The organism is Pseudomonas sp. DWP3-1-3b3 (genome assembly GCF_049896305.1).
Lineage (GTDB): Bacteria > Pseudomonadota > Gammaproteobacteria > Pseudomonadales > Pseudomonadaceae > Aquipseudomonas > Aquipseudomonas azotoformans_A.
Genome location: NZ_JAFCUA010000006.1, coordinates 315883 through 332597 on the forward strand (window position 1 = coordinate 315883; position 16715 = coordinate 332597).

Here is a 16715-nt window from a genome sequence, read left to right on the forward strand (position 1 = left end):
AAAATTTGTGCTATATTCCGCGCCCGCGATTTTCCATCTCAACACCGGTCACCGTCATGCAAACAGCCAAGCCGTTATTTGACTATCCCAAGTACTGGGCCGAATGTTTCGGTCCAGCGCCATTCCTGCCCATGAGCAGGGAGGAGATGGATCAGCTTGGCTGGGATTCCTGCGACATCATCATCGTCACCGGTGATGCGTACGTTGACCATCCGTCGTTCGGCATGGCGATCATCGGCCGGCTGCTGGAGTCCCAGGGCTTTCGCGTCGGGATCATTGCCCAGCCGAACTGGCAGTCCAAAGACGACTTCATGAAGCTCGGCGAGCCGAACCTGTTCTTCGGCGTCGCGGCCGGCAATATGGACTCGATGATCAACCGCTACACCGCCGACAAGAAAATCCGTTCCGACGACGCCTACACCCCTGGCGGCATGGCCGGCAAACGCCCGGACCGCGCCAGCCTGGTGTACAGCCAGCGTTGCAAGGAAGCCTACAAGAACGTGCCGATCGTACTCGGCGGCATCGAAGCCTCCCTGCGTCGCATCGCCCACTACGACTACTGGCAGGACCGCGTGCGCAACTCGATCCTGATCGACGCCACCGCCGACATCCTGCTGTACGGCAACGCCGAGCGTGCGATTGTCGAGGTTGCCCAGCGCCTGTCGTGGGGCCACAAGATCGAAGACATTACCGACGTGCGCGGCACCGCGTTCATTCGTCGTGACACGCCAGCGGGCTGGTACGAAGTGGACTCCACGCGTATCGACCGTCCGGGCAAGATCGACAAGATCATCAACCCGTACGTGAACACCCAGGACACCCAGGCCTGCGCCATCGAGCAGGAAAAAGGTCCGGTGGATGACCCGGAAGAAGCCAAGGTCGTACAGATCCTGGCCAGCCCGCGCATGACCCGCGACAAGACCGTGATCCGCCTGCCGTCGGTGGAGAAAGTCCGTGGCGATGCGGTGCTCTACGCCCACGCCAACCGCGTGTTGCACCTGGAAACCAACCCAGGCAACGCCCGTGCGCTGGTGCAGAAGCACGGTGAAGTGGACGTGTGGTTCAACCCGCCGCCCATTCCTATGACCACCGAAGAAATGGACTACGTGTTCGGCATGCCTTACGCCCGCGTCCCGCACCCGGCGTATGGCAAGGAAAAGATCCCGGCCTACGACATGATCCGTTTCTCGGTGAACATCATGCGTGGCTGCTTTGGCGGCTGCACCTTCTGCTCCATCACCGAGCATGAAGGCCGCATCATCCAGAACCGCTCCGAAGAGTCGATCATCCGCGAGATCGAAGAGATCCGCGACAAAGTGCCGGGCTTTACCGGCGTGATCTCTGACCTCGGCGGCCCGACCGCGAACATGTACCGCATCGCCTGCAAGAGCCCGGAAATCGAATCCGCGTGCCGCAAGCCGTCGTGCGTGTTCCCCGGCATCTGCCCGAACCTGAACACCGATCACTCGTCGTTGATCCAGCTGTACCGCAGCGCCCGTGCATTGCCGGGTGTGAAGAAAATCCTGATCGCCTCCGGCCTGCGCTATGACCTGGCCGTCGAGTCGCCGGAGTATGTGAAAGAGCTGGTCACCCACCACGTGGGTGGCTACCTCAAGATCGCCCCGGAACACACCGAGGAAGGTCCGCTCAACCAGATGATGAAACCGGGCATTGGCAGCTATGACAAGTTCAAGCGCATGTTCGAGAAGTACACCAAGGAAGCGGGCAAGGAGCAGTACCTGATTCCTTACTTCATCGCCGCCCACCCCGGCACCACCGATGAAGACATGATGAACCTGGCCCTGTGGCTCAAGGGCAACGGCTTCCGTGCCGACCAGGTGCAGGCGTTCTACCCGTCGCCGATGGCCACCGCCACCGCGATGTACCACTCGGGCAAGAACCCGCTGCGTAAGGTCACGTATAAGAGCGACGCGGTGACCATCGTCAAGAGCGAAGACCAGCGCCGTCTGCACAAGGCCTTCTTGCGTTACCACGACCCGAAAGGCTGGCCAATGCTGCGTGAAGCGCTGACCCGCATGGGCCGCGCCGATCTGATCGGGCCGGGCAAGGACCAACTGATCCCGCTGCACCAGCCAAGCACCGACAGCTACCAGAGTGCCCGTCGCAAGAACTCGACGCCGGCTGGCAGCCATAAGGTCGCCAAGGAAACCACCACCAGGATCCTCACCCAGCACACCGGTTTGCCTCCTCGCGGCAGCGACGGCAGCAACCCGTGGGACAAGCGCGAGCAAGCCAAGGCCGCCGCCCAGGCGCGCAACAAGCAAGCCGCCAAGGAGCGCAGCGATGCGGCCAAGGGCAAGGGCGGCAAGCCTGCGCGCAAGCCGGTGGTGCCGCGTTGATCGCAGCCTGAACATGCAAAACGCCAGCCTTGTGCTGGCGTTTTGCTTTCTAGGCGCTGGGTGGGTGGTTTGTTAAGGTGGCGCCCATTCAGTTCAAGGAAGAAAAACATGGCTAACCCCCTGGCCGGCATCGGCATGGATTCCAACCGCTCACAGTTCATGGCGCGCCAGCGCATCGAAAGCCAGATCAACCTGCCGCGCCTGTTTGCGGCCATCGACGCCGATCCCGCCATCGTCGGCGCGGGTGTCGTGTACATCGACGCCGATTTCAACGTGGTGACCCTGCGCGAATTCCAACCCATCTGCAGCATCGCGCCCAAGCGGTTGATCCTGCGTGAGGCGCAGAAGTACATCGCACCCACGCAATTCGCCCAGCAGGTGCAAGACAACCCACGCGAATCGCGATTAGTGGGCGAAGCGGTGAATACCACCTTGTCATGTGCTGGAGCGGTGATCGGATGGATTGTGGTGCTCAGTGGTTCGGTCGCGGTTCCGTTTTCGGCGGGGGCCAGTTCGGTGGTCGTGGCACTCGGCTACACCGCCGCCGCCGCCAGTTCAGTGCAGTGTTTCGCCAGCGGCTATCGCACCGTGAATGAAATCCGCAACCCCGCCAAGAATGATCAGCTCGACAGCGAAGAGTGGTACCAATACACCATGATTGCGCTGGATGCCGCCTCGTTGGTCGGGGTGGGTGCATCGTCGCTGGCGACGCTCAAACTGGTCCGGCTGAACAAAGCGACCACCGGGAAAAGTGTGAGAGAGGTGCTCCGTGGCTTGAACCGTCAGGAGCGTGCCAAACTCACGAAGGAGCTATTGAGCATCAACGACCCGCGCCTGACGTCGAAGATGATCAAGTTGAAACAACTGTCGGGTGAGCTGCCAAAGCGGTTTACGCCCACCGAGGTCAAGCACGCGACGGTGACGCAAATCAAGGATGCCTTGGGCGCTGCCATCGGTTTCACCGGCAGCGCGGTTTCGGGGAACGTGCGCACGATTGCCGTGGGGTTGTACGAGGAAGCCGACCAATGAGCGAATTTCCCAGTATCCGCAGCTTTCTATCGACCTATTTCCCTGTGTTCATGGGGGCGATATTCGCCTCCATTTTTACCTTGGTGTTTGCGGTACCGCAGTTTTTCGACAGTTATTTACCTGGCCTTTCCATGGAGGACAACGCCAAGTATTCCTTCCTGGGAGGCATAGCACTTACCTTGGTCGTTGTGCATTGCAACTTCATGATTGCCCGTGGACATCCGCAGTGGGTATGGCCGCTGGTAGGGCTACTGGGGCTCTGCTTTCTGGGTGTATTGCCCACCTTCAGTGATCAGCCGCACCGGTTCATGTTTGGCTTGGGCTTGCTGTTCCCGTTAATCGGGCTGCTACTGCTCAACAGCCAGCGCCACCGCGAAATGCGCCAGAAACTGCGCGAAGTGCGCCTCCTGCGTGAAACCGTGATTGCCCGCCACAAATCACTGTGATTGGGTAGATTCCCCACCCACCTTCACACCGACGCCACAAATATGTGCGTCACTTGCACCATGGCACCGCCGTTGGCGCCGTTTTGGTGCTGTACTGCACCGGGTCTTACGATAAAGCGCAATGACCGCCGCTCTGGCATAAGTCTTGCGCGCTTTGTTTCCATGCCCTGGCTCGCAGGAGGCCGCCGTGTCGATTCATGTCGCGTTGCACCACGTTACGCATTACCGCTATGACCGCGCTGTCGAACTCGGCCCACAGATTGTGCGCTTGCGCCCGGCGGCCCATAGCCGCACGCGGATTCTGTCCTACGCGCTGAAAGTGCTGCCCGAGCAGCATTTCATCAATTGGCAGCAGGACCCCCAGGGCAATTACCTGGCGCGGTTGGTGTTCCCGGAAAAGACTGACGAGCTGCGCATCGAAGTCGACCTGGTCGCTGAGATGGCGGTGTTCAACCCCTTCGACTTTTTCCTCGAACCCTACGCCGAAAAAATCCCCTTCAGCTACGCCGCCGATGAGCAGCGCGAGCTGGCGCCGTACCTGGAAACCCTGCCGCTCACGCCCCGGTTCGCCGCGTACCTGGCGGGCATCGACCGCATGCCGCTGCCGGCCGTGGACTTTTTGGTGGGCCTCAACCAGCGCCTGGCGGCTGATATCGGCTACCTGATCCGCATGGAGCCGGGTGTGCAAACCCCGGAATACACCCTGGAAAACGCCTCCGGTTCATGCCGCGACTCGGCTTGGTTGCTGGTGCAGATCCTGCGTAACCTGGGGTTGGCGGCGCGGTTTGTGTCCGGCTACCTGATCCAACTCACTGCTGACGTCAAAGCCCTCGATGGCCCCTCCGGCACGGAAGTGGATTTCACCGACCTGCACGCCTGGTGCGAAGTGTATTTGCCCGGCGCCGGCTGGATCGGCCTGGACGCTACCTCCGGGTTGTTCGCCGGTGAAGGCCATATCCCGTTGGCGTGTAGTCCCGATCCCTCGTCCGCCGCACCGATCAGTGGGCTGGTGGAACCTTGCGAGTGTGAATTCACCCACGAAATGTCGGTTGAGCGGATCTGGGAGGCGCCGCGCGTCACCAAGCCCTACACCGAAGAGCAATGGCTGGCGATCCAGGCCTTGGGGCGTCAGATCGATGGCGACCTGCTCAAGGACGACGTACGTCTGACCATGGGCGGCGAACCCACCTTTGTCTCCATCGACGATCCCGACGGCGCCGAATGGAACACCGCCGCGCTCGGCCCGGACAAGCGCCGACTGTCCGCCGAGCTGTTCCAGCGAATGCGCAAGCACTACGCCCCGAAGGGTTTGGTGCACTTCGGCCAAGGCAAGTGGTACCCCGGCGAGCAATTGCCGCGTTGGTCGCTCAATTGCTACTGGCGGCGCGACGGTGTGCCGATCTGGCACAACAGCGCGTTGATTGCCGATGAGCAAGAGGACTACGGCGCGGATGGCGCGCTGGCCGGGCGTTTCCTGGCCAGCGTCGCAGAGCGCCTCAAGTTGCCGGCGCGCTTTGTGTTCCCGGCCTTCGAAGACAATTTCTACTACCTGTGGCGCGAAGGCGCGCTGCCGCAGAACGTCACCGCCCAGGACCCGCGCCTGAGCGACGACTTGGAGCGCGAACGCCTGCGCAAGGTGTTCAGCCAGGGCCTGGATAAAGTCATCGGCCAAGTGCTGCCGTTGGCGCGCACGGCGGCCAATGACCGTTGGCAAAGCGGGCGCTGGTACCTGCGTGACAACCACTGCCGCCTGGTGCCGGGGGATTCGCCGTTGGGCTATCGCCTGCCATTGGCCTCGCAGCCGTGGGTGACGGCGGCGGAGTATCCGTTTGTGCACCCGACTGACCCGAACCAGGATCAGCCGGAGCTGCCGTCCACCGCGCAGCTGCAAAGCCACGATGAGCCCGCGCCGAGCGATGAACGCGTGCCACAGGTGGACGAGTCCGCCGACTGGCTGACCCGCACCGCCCTGTGCGCCGAAGCGCGGGAAGGGCGCCTCTATCTGTTCATGCCGCCCCTGGAGCGTGTTGAAGACTATCTGGAGCTGGTGGCCGCCATTGAATCCACCGCTGAAGAGCTGCATTGCCCGGTATTGCTGGAAGGCTATGAACCACCCGCCGATACACGCCTGAGCAACTTCCGCGTGACGCCGGACCCGGGTGTGATCGAGGTCAACGTGCAGCCGTCCGCCACCTGGGACGAGTTGGTGGAGCGCACCGAATTCCTCTACGAAGAGGCGCGACAGACGCGCTTGACCACCGAGAAATTCATGATCGACGGGCGCCACACCGGCACCGGCGGCGGTAACCACTTCGTGCTCGGTGGCGCGACGCCAAAGGACTCACCGTTCCTGCGCCGCCCTGATTTGCTGCGGAGCCTGATCAGCTACTGGCACAACCACCCCTCGCTTTCCTACCTGTTTTCCGGCCTGTTCATCGGCCCGACTTCCCAGGCCCCGCGGGTGGACGAGGCGCGCAACGACGCGTTGTACGAGCTGGAAATTGCCTTCGCGCAAATGCCCGAACCCGGCGAAGAGTGTCCGCCGTGGCTGGTAGACCGCCTGCTGCGCAACCTGCTGATCGACGTGACCGGCAACACCCATCGTGCCGAGTTCTGCATCGACAAACTCTACTCGCCGGACGGCGCCACCGGCCGCCTCGGCCTGTTGGAGCTGCGTGCATTTGAAATGCCGCCCCACGCCCGCATGAGCCTGACCCAGCAATTGCTGCTGCGCGCCTTGGTCGCGCGTTTCTGGCGCGAACCCTACGCGCCGCCGAAGCTGGCGCGCTGGGGCACCGAGTTGCACGACCGTTTCCTGTTGCCGCATTTCATCGAGCAAGATTTTGCCGACGTGATCGTCGAACTCAACGCCGCTGGCTACCCGCTGCGCGCCGAGTGGTTTGCCGCGCACCTGGAATTCCGTTTCCCCAAAGTGGGTGACTACGCCGTCAGCGGGATCGAACTGGAGCTGCGCCAGGCCTTGGAACCTTGGCACGTACTGGGCGAGGAGGGCGCTGTGGGCGGCACCGTGCGTTATGTGGATTCGTCCCTTGAGCGCCTGCAAGTCAAGTTGACCGGGCTGCCCCCGCAGCGCTACCTGCTGACCTGCAACGGCATCCCGGTGCCGCTGCAAGCCACCGGGCGAGTCGGTGAGTTCGTCGCTGGCGTGCGTTACCGCGCCTGGCAGCCGGCCAACTGCCTGCAACCGACCATCCCGGTACATGCGCCGCTGGTGTTCGACCTGCTGGACACCTGGATGCAGCGTTCGCTGGGTGGATGCCAATACCATGTCGCCCATCCGGGCGGGCGCAATTACGACAGCTTGCCGGTGAATGCCAACGAGGCAGAGAGTCGGCGCATGGCGCGGTTTTTCCGGTTGGGGCATAGCCCTGGGAAGCTCGACGTGCCGAGCGTGGTCGTGAACGATGAACTACCGATGACCCTGGATCTGCGCCGCTTCCCCCATAAAAATGACTGAACGCGATCCCTCTGTGGACGCCAGCTTTTGTGGTGAGCGAGCTTGCCTCGCGCGGGGCAAGCCCGCTCACCACAAAAGCCGGGGCCTACAGGGGATTTGCAGTGTTTGTTGAGTTAATCTGAGCCCCCTTGCCTCTGCCGAGCGTTCCATGTCCGACTTGCTCGACCGTTACCCGCTGACCGCGGGCACCTATCACGAACTGCTGGATGACAGCGGCGCAGTGCGTGCCCATTGGCGACGCCTGCTGGACCACCTGCAACGCAGCACACCGGCGCAATTGGCCCAGCGCCAGGCATTGCTGACCCGGCAGATCCAGGAAAACGGCGTGACCTACAACGTCTACGCCGACCCCAAGGGCGCCGACCGGCCGTGGGAGCTGGACTTGTTGCCCCATGTGCTGGCGGCTGATGAATGGCAGCATCTGTCGGCCGGTATCGCCCAGCGCGCACGCTTGCTCAATGCGGTGCTGGCGGACCTGTACGGCCCGCAGCGCCTGATCAAGGAAGGCTTGCTGCCAGCGGAGCTGGTGTTCGGGCATAACAACTTCCTGTGGCCGTGCCAGGGCATCCAGCCGCCGGACGGTGCGTTCCTGCACCTGTACGCCGTGGACCTGGCGCGCACGCCAGATGGCCGCTGGTGGGTCACCGCCGACCGTACCCAGGCGCCATCCGGTGCCGGCTATGCGCTGGAAAACCGCACCATCGTGTCCCGCGCCTTCCCGGATCTTTACCGTGACTTGCAGGTGCAGCACCTCACCGGTTTCTTTCGCGCCTTGCAGGAAACCCTGGCCCGCCAGGCGCCCGGTGATGATCAGCCGCCGCTGATCGTGCTGCTCACGCCCGGCCGGTTCAACGAAAGTTACTTCGAACACCTCTACCTCGCCCGTCAGCTGGGTTACCCACTGGTGGAAGGCGGCGACCTCACCGTGCGCGACAGCACCGTGTTCCTGAAAACCCTCAGTGGCCTGCGCCGGGTGCACGCGATCATGCGTCGCCTCGACGATGACTTCTGCGACCCGCTGGAGCTGCGCACCGACTCGGCCCTCGGTGTACCGGGTTTGTTGGATGCCGTGCGCCAAGGCAATGTGCTGGTGGCCAATGCCCTGGGCAGCGGTGTGCTGGAATCCCCTGGTTTGCTGGGCTTTTTGCCGAAGATCAACGAATTCCTGTTTGGTGAAAAACTGATTCTGCCGTCCATTGCCACTTGGTGGTGCGGTGAGGCGCCGGTGCTGGCCGAAGCGCTGGAGAAACTGCCGGAGTTGCTGATCAAACCGGCGTTTCCGTCGCAGAGTTTTGCGCCGGTATTCGGCCGCGACCTCAACGACGAACAACGCCAGGCCCTGGCCGAACGCATGCGTGCGCGGCCTTACGCCTACGTTGCCCAGGAGCTGGCTCAATTGTCCCAGGCGCCGGTATGGCACACCGTGGACGATCATTTACAACACCGCGCCATCGGCATGCGCGTGTACGCCGTGGCCAGTGACGACGGTTACCGCGTACTGCCCGGTGGCCTGACGCGGGTGGCCGCCGAGGCCGACGCCGAAGTGGTGTCGATGCAACGCGGCGGTGCGAGCAAGGACACCTGGGTACTCGGCGAGCGCGCCGCCGGTGGCGAACACTGGCGTGCACAGCGTGCGATTGGCGCCCATGACCTGGTGCGCCGCGATCCCTATTTGCCGTCCCGCGTGGTGGAAAACCTGTTCTGGTTCGGTCGTTACTGCGAACGCTGCGACGACAGCGCGCGTTGGTTGCGTATCGTGCTGGCGCGTTATGTGGATGGCGACGACCCGCTGGCCCTGCAGGCGGCCGTCGAGCTGGGCGAAAACCTGCGCCTGCTGCCGGAGGAGGGCGAATTGCCCGCACGCCTGCTGGCGGCGCTGCTCGGTGATGACTGGCCGTCGAGCCTGCGCGCCAACCTGCAACGCTTGCAGTGGGCGGCATCGCAGGTGCGCGGCAAGCTGTCCCGTGAGAACTGGCAGGCCCTGGTGGAGCTGCAGCGCGAAGCCATGGAGCTGGAAAGTGAGTCGCCGGATTTTGGCGAGTTGCTGGATTTCCTCAACCGCCTGGTGATGTCCCTGGCGGCGCTGTCCGGGTTTGCCCTGGATGATATGACCCGCGATGAAGGCTGGCGTTTCCTGATGATGGGGCGGCGTATCGAGCGTCTGCAATTCCTGAGCAGCAGCCTGGCGGCGTTCCTGCGCGGTGTGGCGGTGTTCGATCAGGCGGGATTAGAGTGGTTGCTGGAACTGGGTAACAGCAGCATCACCTACCGTTCGCGTTACCTGGCGGTGCCGCAATTGATCCCGGTACTCGACTTGCTGTTGCTGGATGAACAGAACCCCCACGCGGTGCTGTTCCAGCTCAAGCTGGTGAGCCGCACGCTGCGACGTCTCAATGATGACTTTGGTGTGCCTCGGGAAACCGGCCTGGGCCCCTTGGTGGAGCGCCTGGCGCGATTCGACCTGGGTTGCCTGGAGAACCCGTTGTTCGGCGAATCCAGCGTGCGTGCCGCGCTGGACGGCCTGGCCGACCTGCTGCAAGCGGTGGCCGATGAGAGTGGGCAAGTGTCGGACCGTCTGGCCTTGCGTCACTTTGCCCATGTGGATGATGTCAGCCAGCAAACGGTGTCGGTGTGATGAGTGCGCGCTACCAGATTTTCCACGATACCCACTACCACTACGACAGCCCGGTGTCCCTGGCCCAGCAGCTGGCGCATTTGTGGCCACGGCCGTGCGCCTGGCAGCGTTGCAGCTTGCAGCAACTGGATATCAGCCCGGAACCGACCTCGCGCCGCGATGAGCTGGACGTGTTCGGCAACCCGATCACGCGCCTGGCATTCGAGCGGCCCCATGATGAATTGCTGGTGAATGCCGGGCTGACCGTGGAAGTGCTGGCGCGGCCGGCGCTGGACTTCCAGCAATCACCGGCCTGGGACCAGACCCGCGATAGTCTGACCTACAGCAGCCAGCCGATGTCTGGTGAGTTGATCGAAGCCTGCCGCTTCCGCTTCGAATCGCCCTACGTACACCTGAAGAAGACCTTCGTCGAATTCTCCGAAAGCTGTTTCCCACCTGGTAAACCCTTGCTGCTGGGCGTGCAGGCGCTGATGGAAAAGATCTTCAGCGAGTTCACCTTCGATGCCGAGGCCACCCAGGTCGCCACGCCGCTGGTGGAAGTGCTGGAGCGCCGTCGCGGCGTGTGCCAGGACTTTGCCCACCTGATGCTCGCCTGCCTGCGCTCGCGGGGCCTGGCGGCGCGTTATATCAGCGGTTACCTGCTCACCCAGCCACCGCCCGGCCAGCCACGGCTGATCGGCGCCGATGCGTCCCACGCGTGGGTCTCGGTGTACTGCCCGGTTTCGGGCTGGGTGGATTTCGATCCGACGAACAATGTGCAGCCGGCACTGGAGCACATCACCCTGGCCTGGGGCCGGGATTTTTCCGATGTGTCGCCGTTGCGTGGGGTGATTCTGGGAGGAGGGAGCCATGACCCGGAGGTGCGGGTGACGGTGATGCCGCTGGAATAACAGTTGATTGTGCCGAGCCGGGCAGGCCGGCTCAGCACAAAGGAATTTATTCAGCCGGATCTTTTGGTGTTTCGGTCTCGTCGCTCGTTTCTTCACCATCAACATCGGCGTTCAGCCCATTGGCCTCTTCATCTGCAGCGGCTTTCTTGCGTTGCAGTTTTTCCTCTTTCTTCTGCTCCTTGGCCAAGTCTCTCTGACGTTTGGCGAAGGAGTAATTAGGTTTGGCCATGGGCGATCCTCTAGGGTCGAAGGTGAGGGTGGCGGCGCGCAGCTGCCTTGGGACGACATGGTAGCAGCTTCAGGGGGCGCTTGGCCTTCACTTACCGCAGGCGTAGGCGGCCAGCAGGCCGTTGAACAGTTGGTTGAGGTGCATGGCTCGGACTCCGATGGGTGATGAGCCGATCATAGCCAGGGGGTTGTACTTTGGCTGGTAGATTGTGTTGATAAGTCTGATAGCCTAAAGTTGTATACAATCTGTTGATTCAGATCATAAGAATTCCTGCCTGATTCAGGCACCCTTGTCGCAATACGCGTTTTCTAAACCCTGCCTTGGAGATTCACATGTTTGCCAAACTCGTTGCTGTTTCCCTGCTGACTCTGGCGAGCGGCCAGTTGCTTGCTGCAGAGTGCAAGGTCACTGTCGACTCCACCGACCAAATGTCCTTCAACACCAAAGCCATTGAAATCGACAAAAGCTGCAAGACGTTCACCGTCGAGCTGACCCACTCCGGCAACCTGCCGAAAAACGTCATGGGTCACAACTGGGTGCTGAGCTCCGCTGCCGACATGCCTGGCGTCGCCAGCGACGGCATGGCCGCCGGTATCGACAAGGACTACCTGAAAGAAGGCGACGCACGCATCATCGCCCACACCAAGATCATCGGTGCCGGCGAGAAAGACTCGGTGACCTTCGACGTGTCGAAGCTGGCCGCCGGGACTGACTACGCATTCTTCTGCTCGTTCCCAGGCCACATCTCGATGATGAAAGGCACTGTGGTCGTTAAGTAACACCGCGTTATCGTTCTTCGCAGGCAAGCCAGCTCCCACATTCGACCGCATTCTCATGCTGGAACTCGGTCAACTGTGGGAGCTGGCTTGCCTGCGATGGCGATCAAGCAATCAATACAAAACTACCTGCCTCACCTCACGGCGCAAACGGCATGACCCGCTTGTGCTCGGTCTTGCGATACGTGTCGCAGATGATCCTGAACGCCTCCTCACGCACCGGCTCACCGTGCAGGAAGGCATCAATCTCGGCATAGGTCACGCCGTGTGACGCTTCGTCTGGCTTGCCCGGTGACAGGTCTTCCAGGTCCGCCGTCGGCACCTTCTCCACCAATGATTCGGGCGCACCAAAGTGCCGCGCAATCGCACGCACCTGGTTTTTCACCAGCCCGCTCAACGGCGCCAGGTCGCACGCGCCGTCACCGAACTTGGTGAAAAAACCCATCACCGCTTCCGCCGCATGGTCGGTGCCGATCACCAGGCCACCGGCTGCGCCGGCGATGGTGTACTGCGCCACCATGCGCATGCGCGCCTTGGTGTTGCCCAGCACGAAATCGCGGGACACTGCGGCCTTGCCTTCAAACGCCGCCACTTCATTGGCCAGGGCTTTGACGGCCGGTCCGATGTTCACCGTGTGGCGCTCGTCCGGCTCGATAAAATCTACCGAGGCGGTGGCATCGATTTCGTCGAACTGGGTTTCGTAAGGCAGTCGCACCGCAATAAAGCGGTAAGCCTCATCACCGCTGTTCTCGCGCAGCGCTTTCACCGCACGTTGGGCCAAGAGGCCTGCGGTCAGGGAGTCAACGCCACCGCTGATGCCCAGCACCAGCGTCTTGAGCCCGGAATTGCGCAGGCAGTCCTGGATAAAGGTCACGCGGCGGGCAACCTCGGCCTCAAGGGCGGCCTGGTCGTGGAACGGCGCTTGGACCTTGAGCTGTTCAGCAATCTCACGCTGTACGGCTTGCATGATTCACTCCTTGCTAGAGATGGCAGGTACTTTGAAAACATGACGCAAATAGGCGACGAAATTCGGGTCGGTGCAGTGGGTCTTGCCCGCTTCATCGGAGATCTTCGCGACGGGCTGGCCATTGCAGGCGGTCATTTTAAGCACGATGCTCATCGGTTCCACACCTGGAATGTCGCAGGTCAGGTTGGTGCCGATACCGAAGCTCACATTAATGCGACCGCGCAGCGCACGGAAAATCTCCAGGGCCTTGGGCAGTGACAGGCTGTCGGAGAACACCAACGTCTTGCTCATCGGCTCGATACCGAGCTTGTGGTAGTGGGCGATGGCTTTTTCTGCCCATTGCACGGGATCGCCGGAGTCATGGCGCAGGCCGTCGAACAGCTTGGCGAAGTACAGGTCGAAGTCGCCCAGGAATGCGTCGGTGGTGATGCAGTCGGTCAGGGCGATACCCAGCAGGCCACGGTATTCGCGGACCCAGCAGTCGAGCGCGGCGATCTGGCTGTCGATCAGACGCGGGCCAAGTTGCTGATGGGCCATGATCCATTCGTGGGCCATGGTGCCCAGCGGTTTCATGTCCAACTCGCGGGCCAGGTGCACGTTGCTGGTGCCGACAAAACGACCGGGGAAGTCGTGCTTGAGCACGCTGACCACTTCTTCCTGCACCCGGTACGAGAAGCGCCGACGCGTGCCGAAGTCGGCCACTTGCAGCTCCGACAGTTCATCGCTGCTGGCATTGGCGGTCAGCCAGTCGAACTTGCGGTACAGCTGCTCGCGGGCCTGTTCGAGGATCACGGTCTGGTAGCGGTAGCGGTTACGCACTTCGCTGACGATGGCCAGCATCGGCACTTCAAACAGGATCACATGCAGCCACGGCCCGCGCAGGCGGATGAATAATTCGCCGTTCTCGATACCGGTCTGCACATAGCGCAGGTTGAAGCGGAACAGCCCGAGAAAGCGCAAAAAGTCCGGCTTCATGAAGCTGATGCGTTCCAGGAAACCCAACTGGTCGGGGCTCAGGCTCAGCTCGGCGAGGCGTTCGATCTGGTAGCGGATCTCCGCCAGGTACGGGCGCAGGTCTTCGCTGTTACGGCAACGGAACTCCCATTCAACTTCCACGTTGGGGTAGTTGTGCAGCACCGCCTGCATCATGGTCAGCTTGTAGAAGTCGGTGTCGAGCAAGTTCTGCACGATGCGATCGGCAAACACACTCTCGCTCATAACGGGAATCTCCAGACGGGTCGGCGATGGGCGCCGGCCTTTACGCACAATTAAGGAAGGGGGCTAGTGGCGCATAGACGTGGGTCGGTTTGCCAGTGTTTTTTCAGTCGGCATCCACCTGCTCCATCATCCACTTCACAAAATCGCGCACCTTGGGCACCTCCGCCGAATGCTCGGGGTAGGCCAGGAAATAGGCATCCTGGCTCGGCATTGCATGCTGCCAGGGGATCACCAGCTTGCCGTCGGCCAGTTCCTCTTCCACCAGGAATCGCGGCAGCAGCGCCACACCACAGCCGACTTGGGCTGCACGAATGCACATATAAAAGGTGTCGAAACGCGGCCCATGATAGCTATGCTCGGTCTGGTAACCCTGGCTGGCGAACCAGTCATGCCAGCCCTGGGGGCGTGAGGCGTTTTGTAGCAGCACCAGGTTGCTCAGTTGCGTGGGGTCGGTGAAGGGCTGCGCTGGCAAGCTCTCTGGCGCGCACACCGGTACAAGCTCTTCGCTGAACAACTTCAGGCTCTCGGTGCCGGGGCGTGAGCCCTGACCGAAGTAGAACGCCATGTCGGCCTTGCCTTGCAGCAGCTCATCCGGTTCCTGTTCATTGCACAGGTCCAGGTGGATCTGCGGATGACGCAGCCGCCAGCCCTTCAGACGCGGCACCAGCCAGCGCGCGCCGAAGGTGTAGGGCGTGGAGACGCGCAGCACTTCGGTTTCGCCGCCGTAGGAGCGCAGGTAGTGGGTGGACATCTCCACCTGCGTGAGGATCTTGCGTACTTCCACCAGGTACAGATCACCCGCCGGGGTCATCTGCAAGCGCCGGCGCACGCGGCGGAACAGCAGGTGCTGCAGCAACTCTTCCAACTGCGCCACCTGCTTGCTCACCGCGCTCTGCGTGAGGTTCAGTTCCTCGGCGGCGCGGGTGAAGCTCAGATGACGGGTGGCGGCTTCGAAGCACTGCAGGGCGGTGATCGAGGGCAAATGTCTTTTGTTCAGCACGGTGTGCCTCTTTTTATGCTTTGCATGAATAAACGGAATGATATCTCGCCTAATCGTCGTTTGTTGGCAAGTCTTGGGCCAGCTACAAATAAGGCCTGGATCGCCGTGTCGGTGGCGGCGTGAATTTTCTGTTTGAGATTGAAGGAGTGACCCATGGTTGCCGCATTGCTTGATCGTCTCGGGGTAAACCCGGCGCTGTACCAGTCGGGCAAGCAGCCCGTGCATTCGCCGATCGATGGCAGCCGTATCGGCAGTGTGCACTGGGAAGGTGCCGCCGAGGTGGAGCAACAGGTCAGTCGCGCCGAGCATGCATTCGAAGCCTGGCGCAAAGTGCCGGCACCGCGCCGTGGTGAGTTGGTGCGTCAGTTCGGCGACGTGTTGCGCGAATACAAGGCCGACCTGGGCGAGTTGGTGTCCTGGGAAGCCGGCAAGATCACCCAGGAAGGCCTGGGTGAAGTGCAGGAAATGATCGACATCTGCGACTTCGCCGTTGGCCTGTCGCGCCAGTTGTACGGCTTGACCATCGCCTCCGAACGCCCCGGCCACCACATGCGTGAAACCTGGCATCCGCTGGGCGTGGTCGGTGTGATCAGCGCGTTCAACTTCCCGGTCGCCGTGTGGGCGTGGAACACCACCCTGGCGCTGGTGTGCGGCAACGCCGTGATCTGGAAACCCTCGGAAAAGACCCCGCTCACTGCGCTGGCCTGCCAGGCATTGTTCGAGCGCGTGCTGAAAAAATTCGATGGCGCCCCGCAATACCTGAGCCAAGTGATCATCGGCGGCCGCGATGCGGGTGCCGCACTGGTGGACGACCCCCGCGTCGCGCTGATCAGCGCCACCGGGAGCACCCGCATGGGCCGCGAAGTGGCGCCGAAAGTCGCCGCCCGTTTTGCCCGCAGCATCCTGGAGCTGGGCGGCAACAACGCGATGATCCTCGGCCCAAGTGCCGACCTGGACATGGCCGTGCGCGCCATCCTGTTCAGCGCCGTCGGCACCGCTGGCCAGCGCTGCACCACCCTGCGCCGGCTGATCGCCCATGAGTCGGTGAAAGAAGAAATTGTCACCCGCCTCAAGGCCGCCTATTCCAAAGTGCGCATCGGCCACCCGCTGGAAGGCAACCTGATCGGCCCGCTGATTGACAAGCACGGCTTCGACAACATGCAGGATGCTCTGGAGCAAGCCTTGAGCGAAGGCGGCAAGGTGTTCGGCGGCAAGCGCCAACTGGAAGATACGTTCCCGAATGCCTACTACGTCTCGCCGGCCATTGTGGAAATGCCCGAGCAAAGCGACGTGGTGTGCACCGAGACCTTCGCGCCGATCCTCTATGTGATCGGCTACAACGACTTCAACGAAGCCCTGCGCCTGAACAACGCCGTGCCTCAAGGCCTGTCGTCGTGCATCTTCACCACCGACGTGCGTGAAGCCGAGCAGTTCATGTCGGCGGTGGGCAGCGACTGCGGCATCGCCAACGTCAACATCGGCCCGAGCGGCGCGGAAATCGGCGGCGCGTTTGGTGGCGAGAAAGAGACCGGCGGCGGGCGTGAGTCGGGTTCGGATGCGTGGCGCGGGTATATGCGTCGCCAGACCAATACGGTGAACTACTCGCTGGAGTTGCCGCTGGCACAGGGCATTACTTTCGACTGATTCCTCAAGTCGAAGCGCGGTCAATGTGGGAGCTGGCTTGCCT

Annotated in this window: 12 protein-coding genes; 8 read left to right on the forward strand and 4 right to left on the reverse strand. The window is 62.0% G+C overall.

Features of this window, described 5'->3' with window-relative positions; genetic code table 11:
• Nucleotides 1-56: 56 nt before the first annotated feature.
• The 6 genes from ACP7BX_RS20500 (at nt 57) to ACP7BX_RS20525 (ending at nt 10838) form a co-directional block, all read left to right on the forward strand.
• Complete coding sequence (locus ACP7BX_RS20500; RefSeq protein ID WP_314524914.1) at nt 57-2360, forward strand: YgiQ family radical SAM protein; 2304 nt, start codon at nt 57-59, stop codon at nt 2358-2360.
• A 108-nt stretch (nt 2361-2468) separates the two neighbouring features.
• A complete protein-coding gene (locus ACP7BX_RS20505) occupies nt 2469-3389 on the forward strand; it encodes an NAD synthetase (RefSeq protein ID WP_426129226.1) in 921 nt (306 codons plus the stop codon).
• Entirely contained in the window at nt 3386-3835 is a 450-nt protein-coding gene (locus ACP7BX_RS20510) for a hypothetical protein (RefSeq protein ID WP_426129224.1), read from the forward strand. Before ACP7BX_RS20505 ends, ACP7BX_RS20510 begins: the two co-directional genes overlap by 4 nt.
• Before the next feature lie 187 nt (nt 3836-4022).
• Nucleotides 4023-7313, forward strand: a complete 3291-nt coding sequence (locus ACP7BX_RS20515; protein WP_426129222.1) for a DUF2126 domain-containing protein — start codon at nt 4023-4025, stop codon at nt 7311-7313.
• 148 nt (nt 7314-7461) lie between these two features.
• On the forward strand, nt 7462-9948 hold the full coding sequence (locus ACP7BX_RS20520; protein ID WP_426129220.1) for a circularly permuted type 2 ATP-grasp protein: 2487 nt from the start codon (nt 7462-7464) through the stop codon (nt 9946-9948).
• Nucleotides 9948-10838, forward strand: coding sequence for a transglutaminase family protein (locus ACP7BX_RS20525; RefSeq protein ID WP_426129218.1), 891 nt, complete (start codon nt 9948-9950; stop codon nt 10836-10838). The genes ACP7BX_RS20520 and ACP7BX_RS20525 overlap by 1 nt, the downstream gene beginning before the upstream one ends.
• 46 nt (nt 10839-10884) lie before the next feature.
• On the opposite strand, the gene ACP7BX_RS20530 is transcribed toward ACP7BX_RS20525, so the two are convergent.
• Nucleotides 10885-11067, reverse strand: coding sequence for a hypothetical protein (locus tag ACP7BX_RS20530; protein ID WP_033897398.1), 183 nt, complete (start codon nt 11065-11067; stop codon nt 10885-10887).
• A 332-nt stretch (nt 11068-11399) separates the two neighbouring features.
• Here ACP7BX_RS20530 and azu point away from each other — a divergent pair, with 332 nt between their 5' ends.
• The gene (azu, locus tag ACP7BX_RS20535; protein WP_426129216.1) at nt 11400-11846 is read left to right on the forward strand and encodes an azurin; all 447 of its coding nucleotides are present in this window, start codon (nt 11400-11402) and stop codon (nt 11844-11846) included.
• Between the two features lie 136 nt (nt 11847-11982).
• On the opposite strand, the gene nadE is transcribed toward azu, so the two are convergent.
• From nadE to ACP7BX_RS20550, 3 genes are all read right to left on the reverse strand, one after another.
• Nucleotides 11983-12810: an ammonia-dependent NAD(+) synthetase gene (gene nadE, locus ACP7BX_RS20540; protein WP_061435092.1), complete on the reverse strand. Its 828-nt coding sequence runs from the start codon at nt 12808-12810 to the stop codon at nt 11983-11985.
• Between the two features lie 3 nt (nt 12811-12813).
• A complete protein-coding gene (gene pncB / locus ACP7BX_RS20545; RefSeq protein ID WP_016976927.1) occupies nt 12814-14028 on the reverse strand; it encodes a nicotinate phosphoribosyltransferase in 1215 nt (404 codons plus the stop codon).
• 103 nt (nt 14029-14131) lie between these two features.
• Nucleotides 14132-15028 (reverse strand): LysR family transcriptional regulator, encoded by an 897-nt coding sequence (locus tag ACP7BX_RS20550; RefSeq protein ID WP_426129213.1) that lies wholly within the window; start codon nt 15026-15028, stop codon nt 14132-14134.
• Nucleotides 15029-15181: 153 nt separating this feature from the next.
• On the opposite strand from ACP7BX_RS20550, the gene ACP7BX_RS20555 reads away from it, so the two are divergent.
• Nucleotides 15182-16672 (forward strand): L-piperidine-6-carboxylate dehydrogenase, encoded by a 1491-nt coding sequence (locus ACP7BX_RS20555; RefSeq protein ID WP_314524933.1) that lies wholly within the window; start codon nt 15182-15184, stop codon nt 16670-16672.
• Nucleotides 16673-16715: the final 43 nt, after the last annotated feature.

Bases quoted from the DNA above. Each gene is read 5' to 3' on its own strand.
- azu (WP_426129216.1), top strand. From the start codon at position 11,400: ATGTTTGCCAAACTCGTTGCTGTTTCCCTGCTGACTCTGGCGAGCGGC.
- pncB (WP_016976927.1), bottom strand. From the start codon at position 14,028: ATGAGCGAGAGTGTGTTTGCCGATCGCATCGTGCAGAACTTGCTCGAC.
- nadE (WP_061435092.1), bottom strand. From the start codon at position 12,810: ATGCAAGCCGTACAGCGTGAGATTGCTGAACAGCTCAAGGTCCAAGCG.
- ACP7BX_RS20510 (WP_426129224.1), top strand. From the start codon at position 3,386: ATGAGCGAATTTCCCAGTATCCGCAGCTTTCTATCGACCTATTTCCCT.
- ACP7BX_RS20505 (WP_426129226.1), top strand. From the start codon at position 2,469: ATGGCTAACCCCCTGGCCGGCATCGGCATGGATTCCAACCGCTCACAG.
- ACP7BX_RS20520 (WP_426129220.1), top strand. From the start codon at position 7,462: ATGTCCGACTTGCTCGACCGTTACCCGCTGACCGCGGGCACCTATCAC.
- ACP7BX_RS20555 (WP_314524933.1), top strand. From the start codon at position 15,182: ATGGTTGCCGCATTGCTTGATCGTCTCGGGGTAAACCCGGCGCTGTAC.
- ACP7BX_RS20525 (WP_426129218.1), top strand. From the start codon at position 9,948: ATGAGTGCGCGCTACCAGATTTTCCACGATACCCACTACCACTACGAC.
- ACP7BX_RS20500 (WP_314524914.1), top strand. From the start codon at position 57: ATGCAAACAGCCAAGCCGTTATTTGACTATCCCAAGTACTGGGCCGAA.
- ACP7BX_RS20530 (WP_033897398.1), bottom strand. From the start codon at position 11,067: ATGGCCAAACCTAATTACTCCTTCGCCAAACGTCAGAGAGACTTGGCC.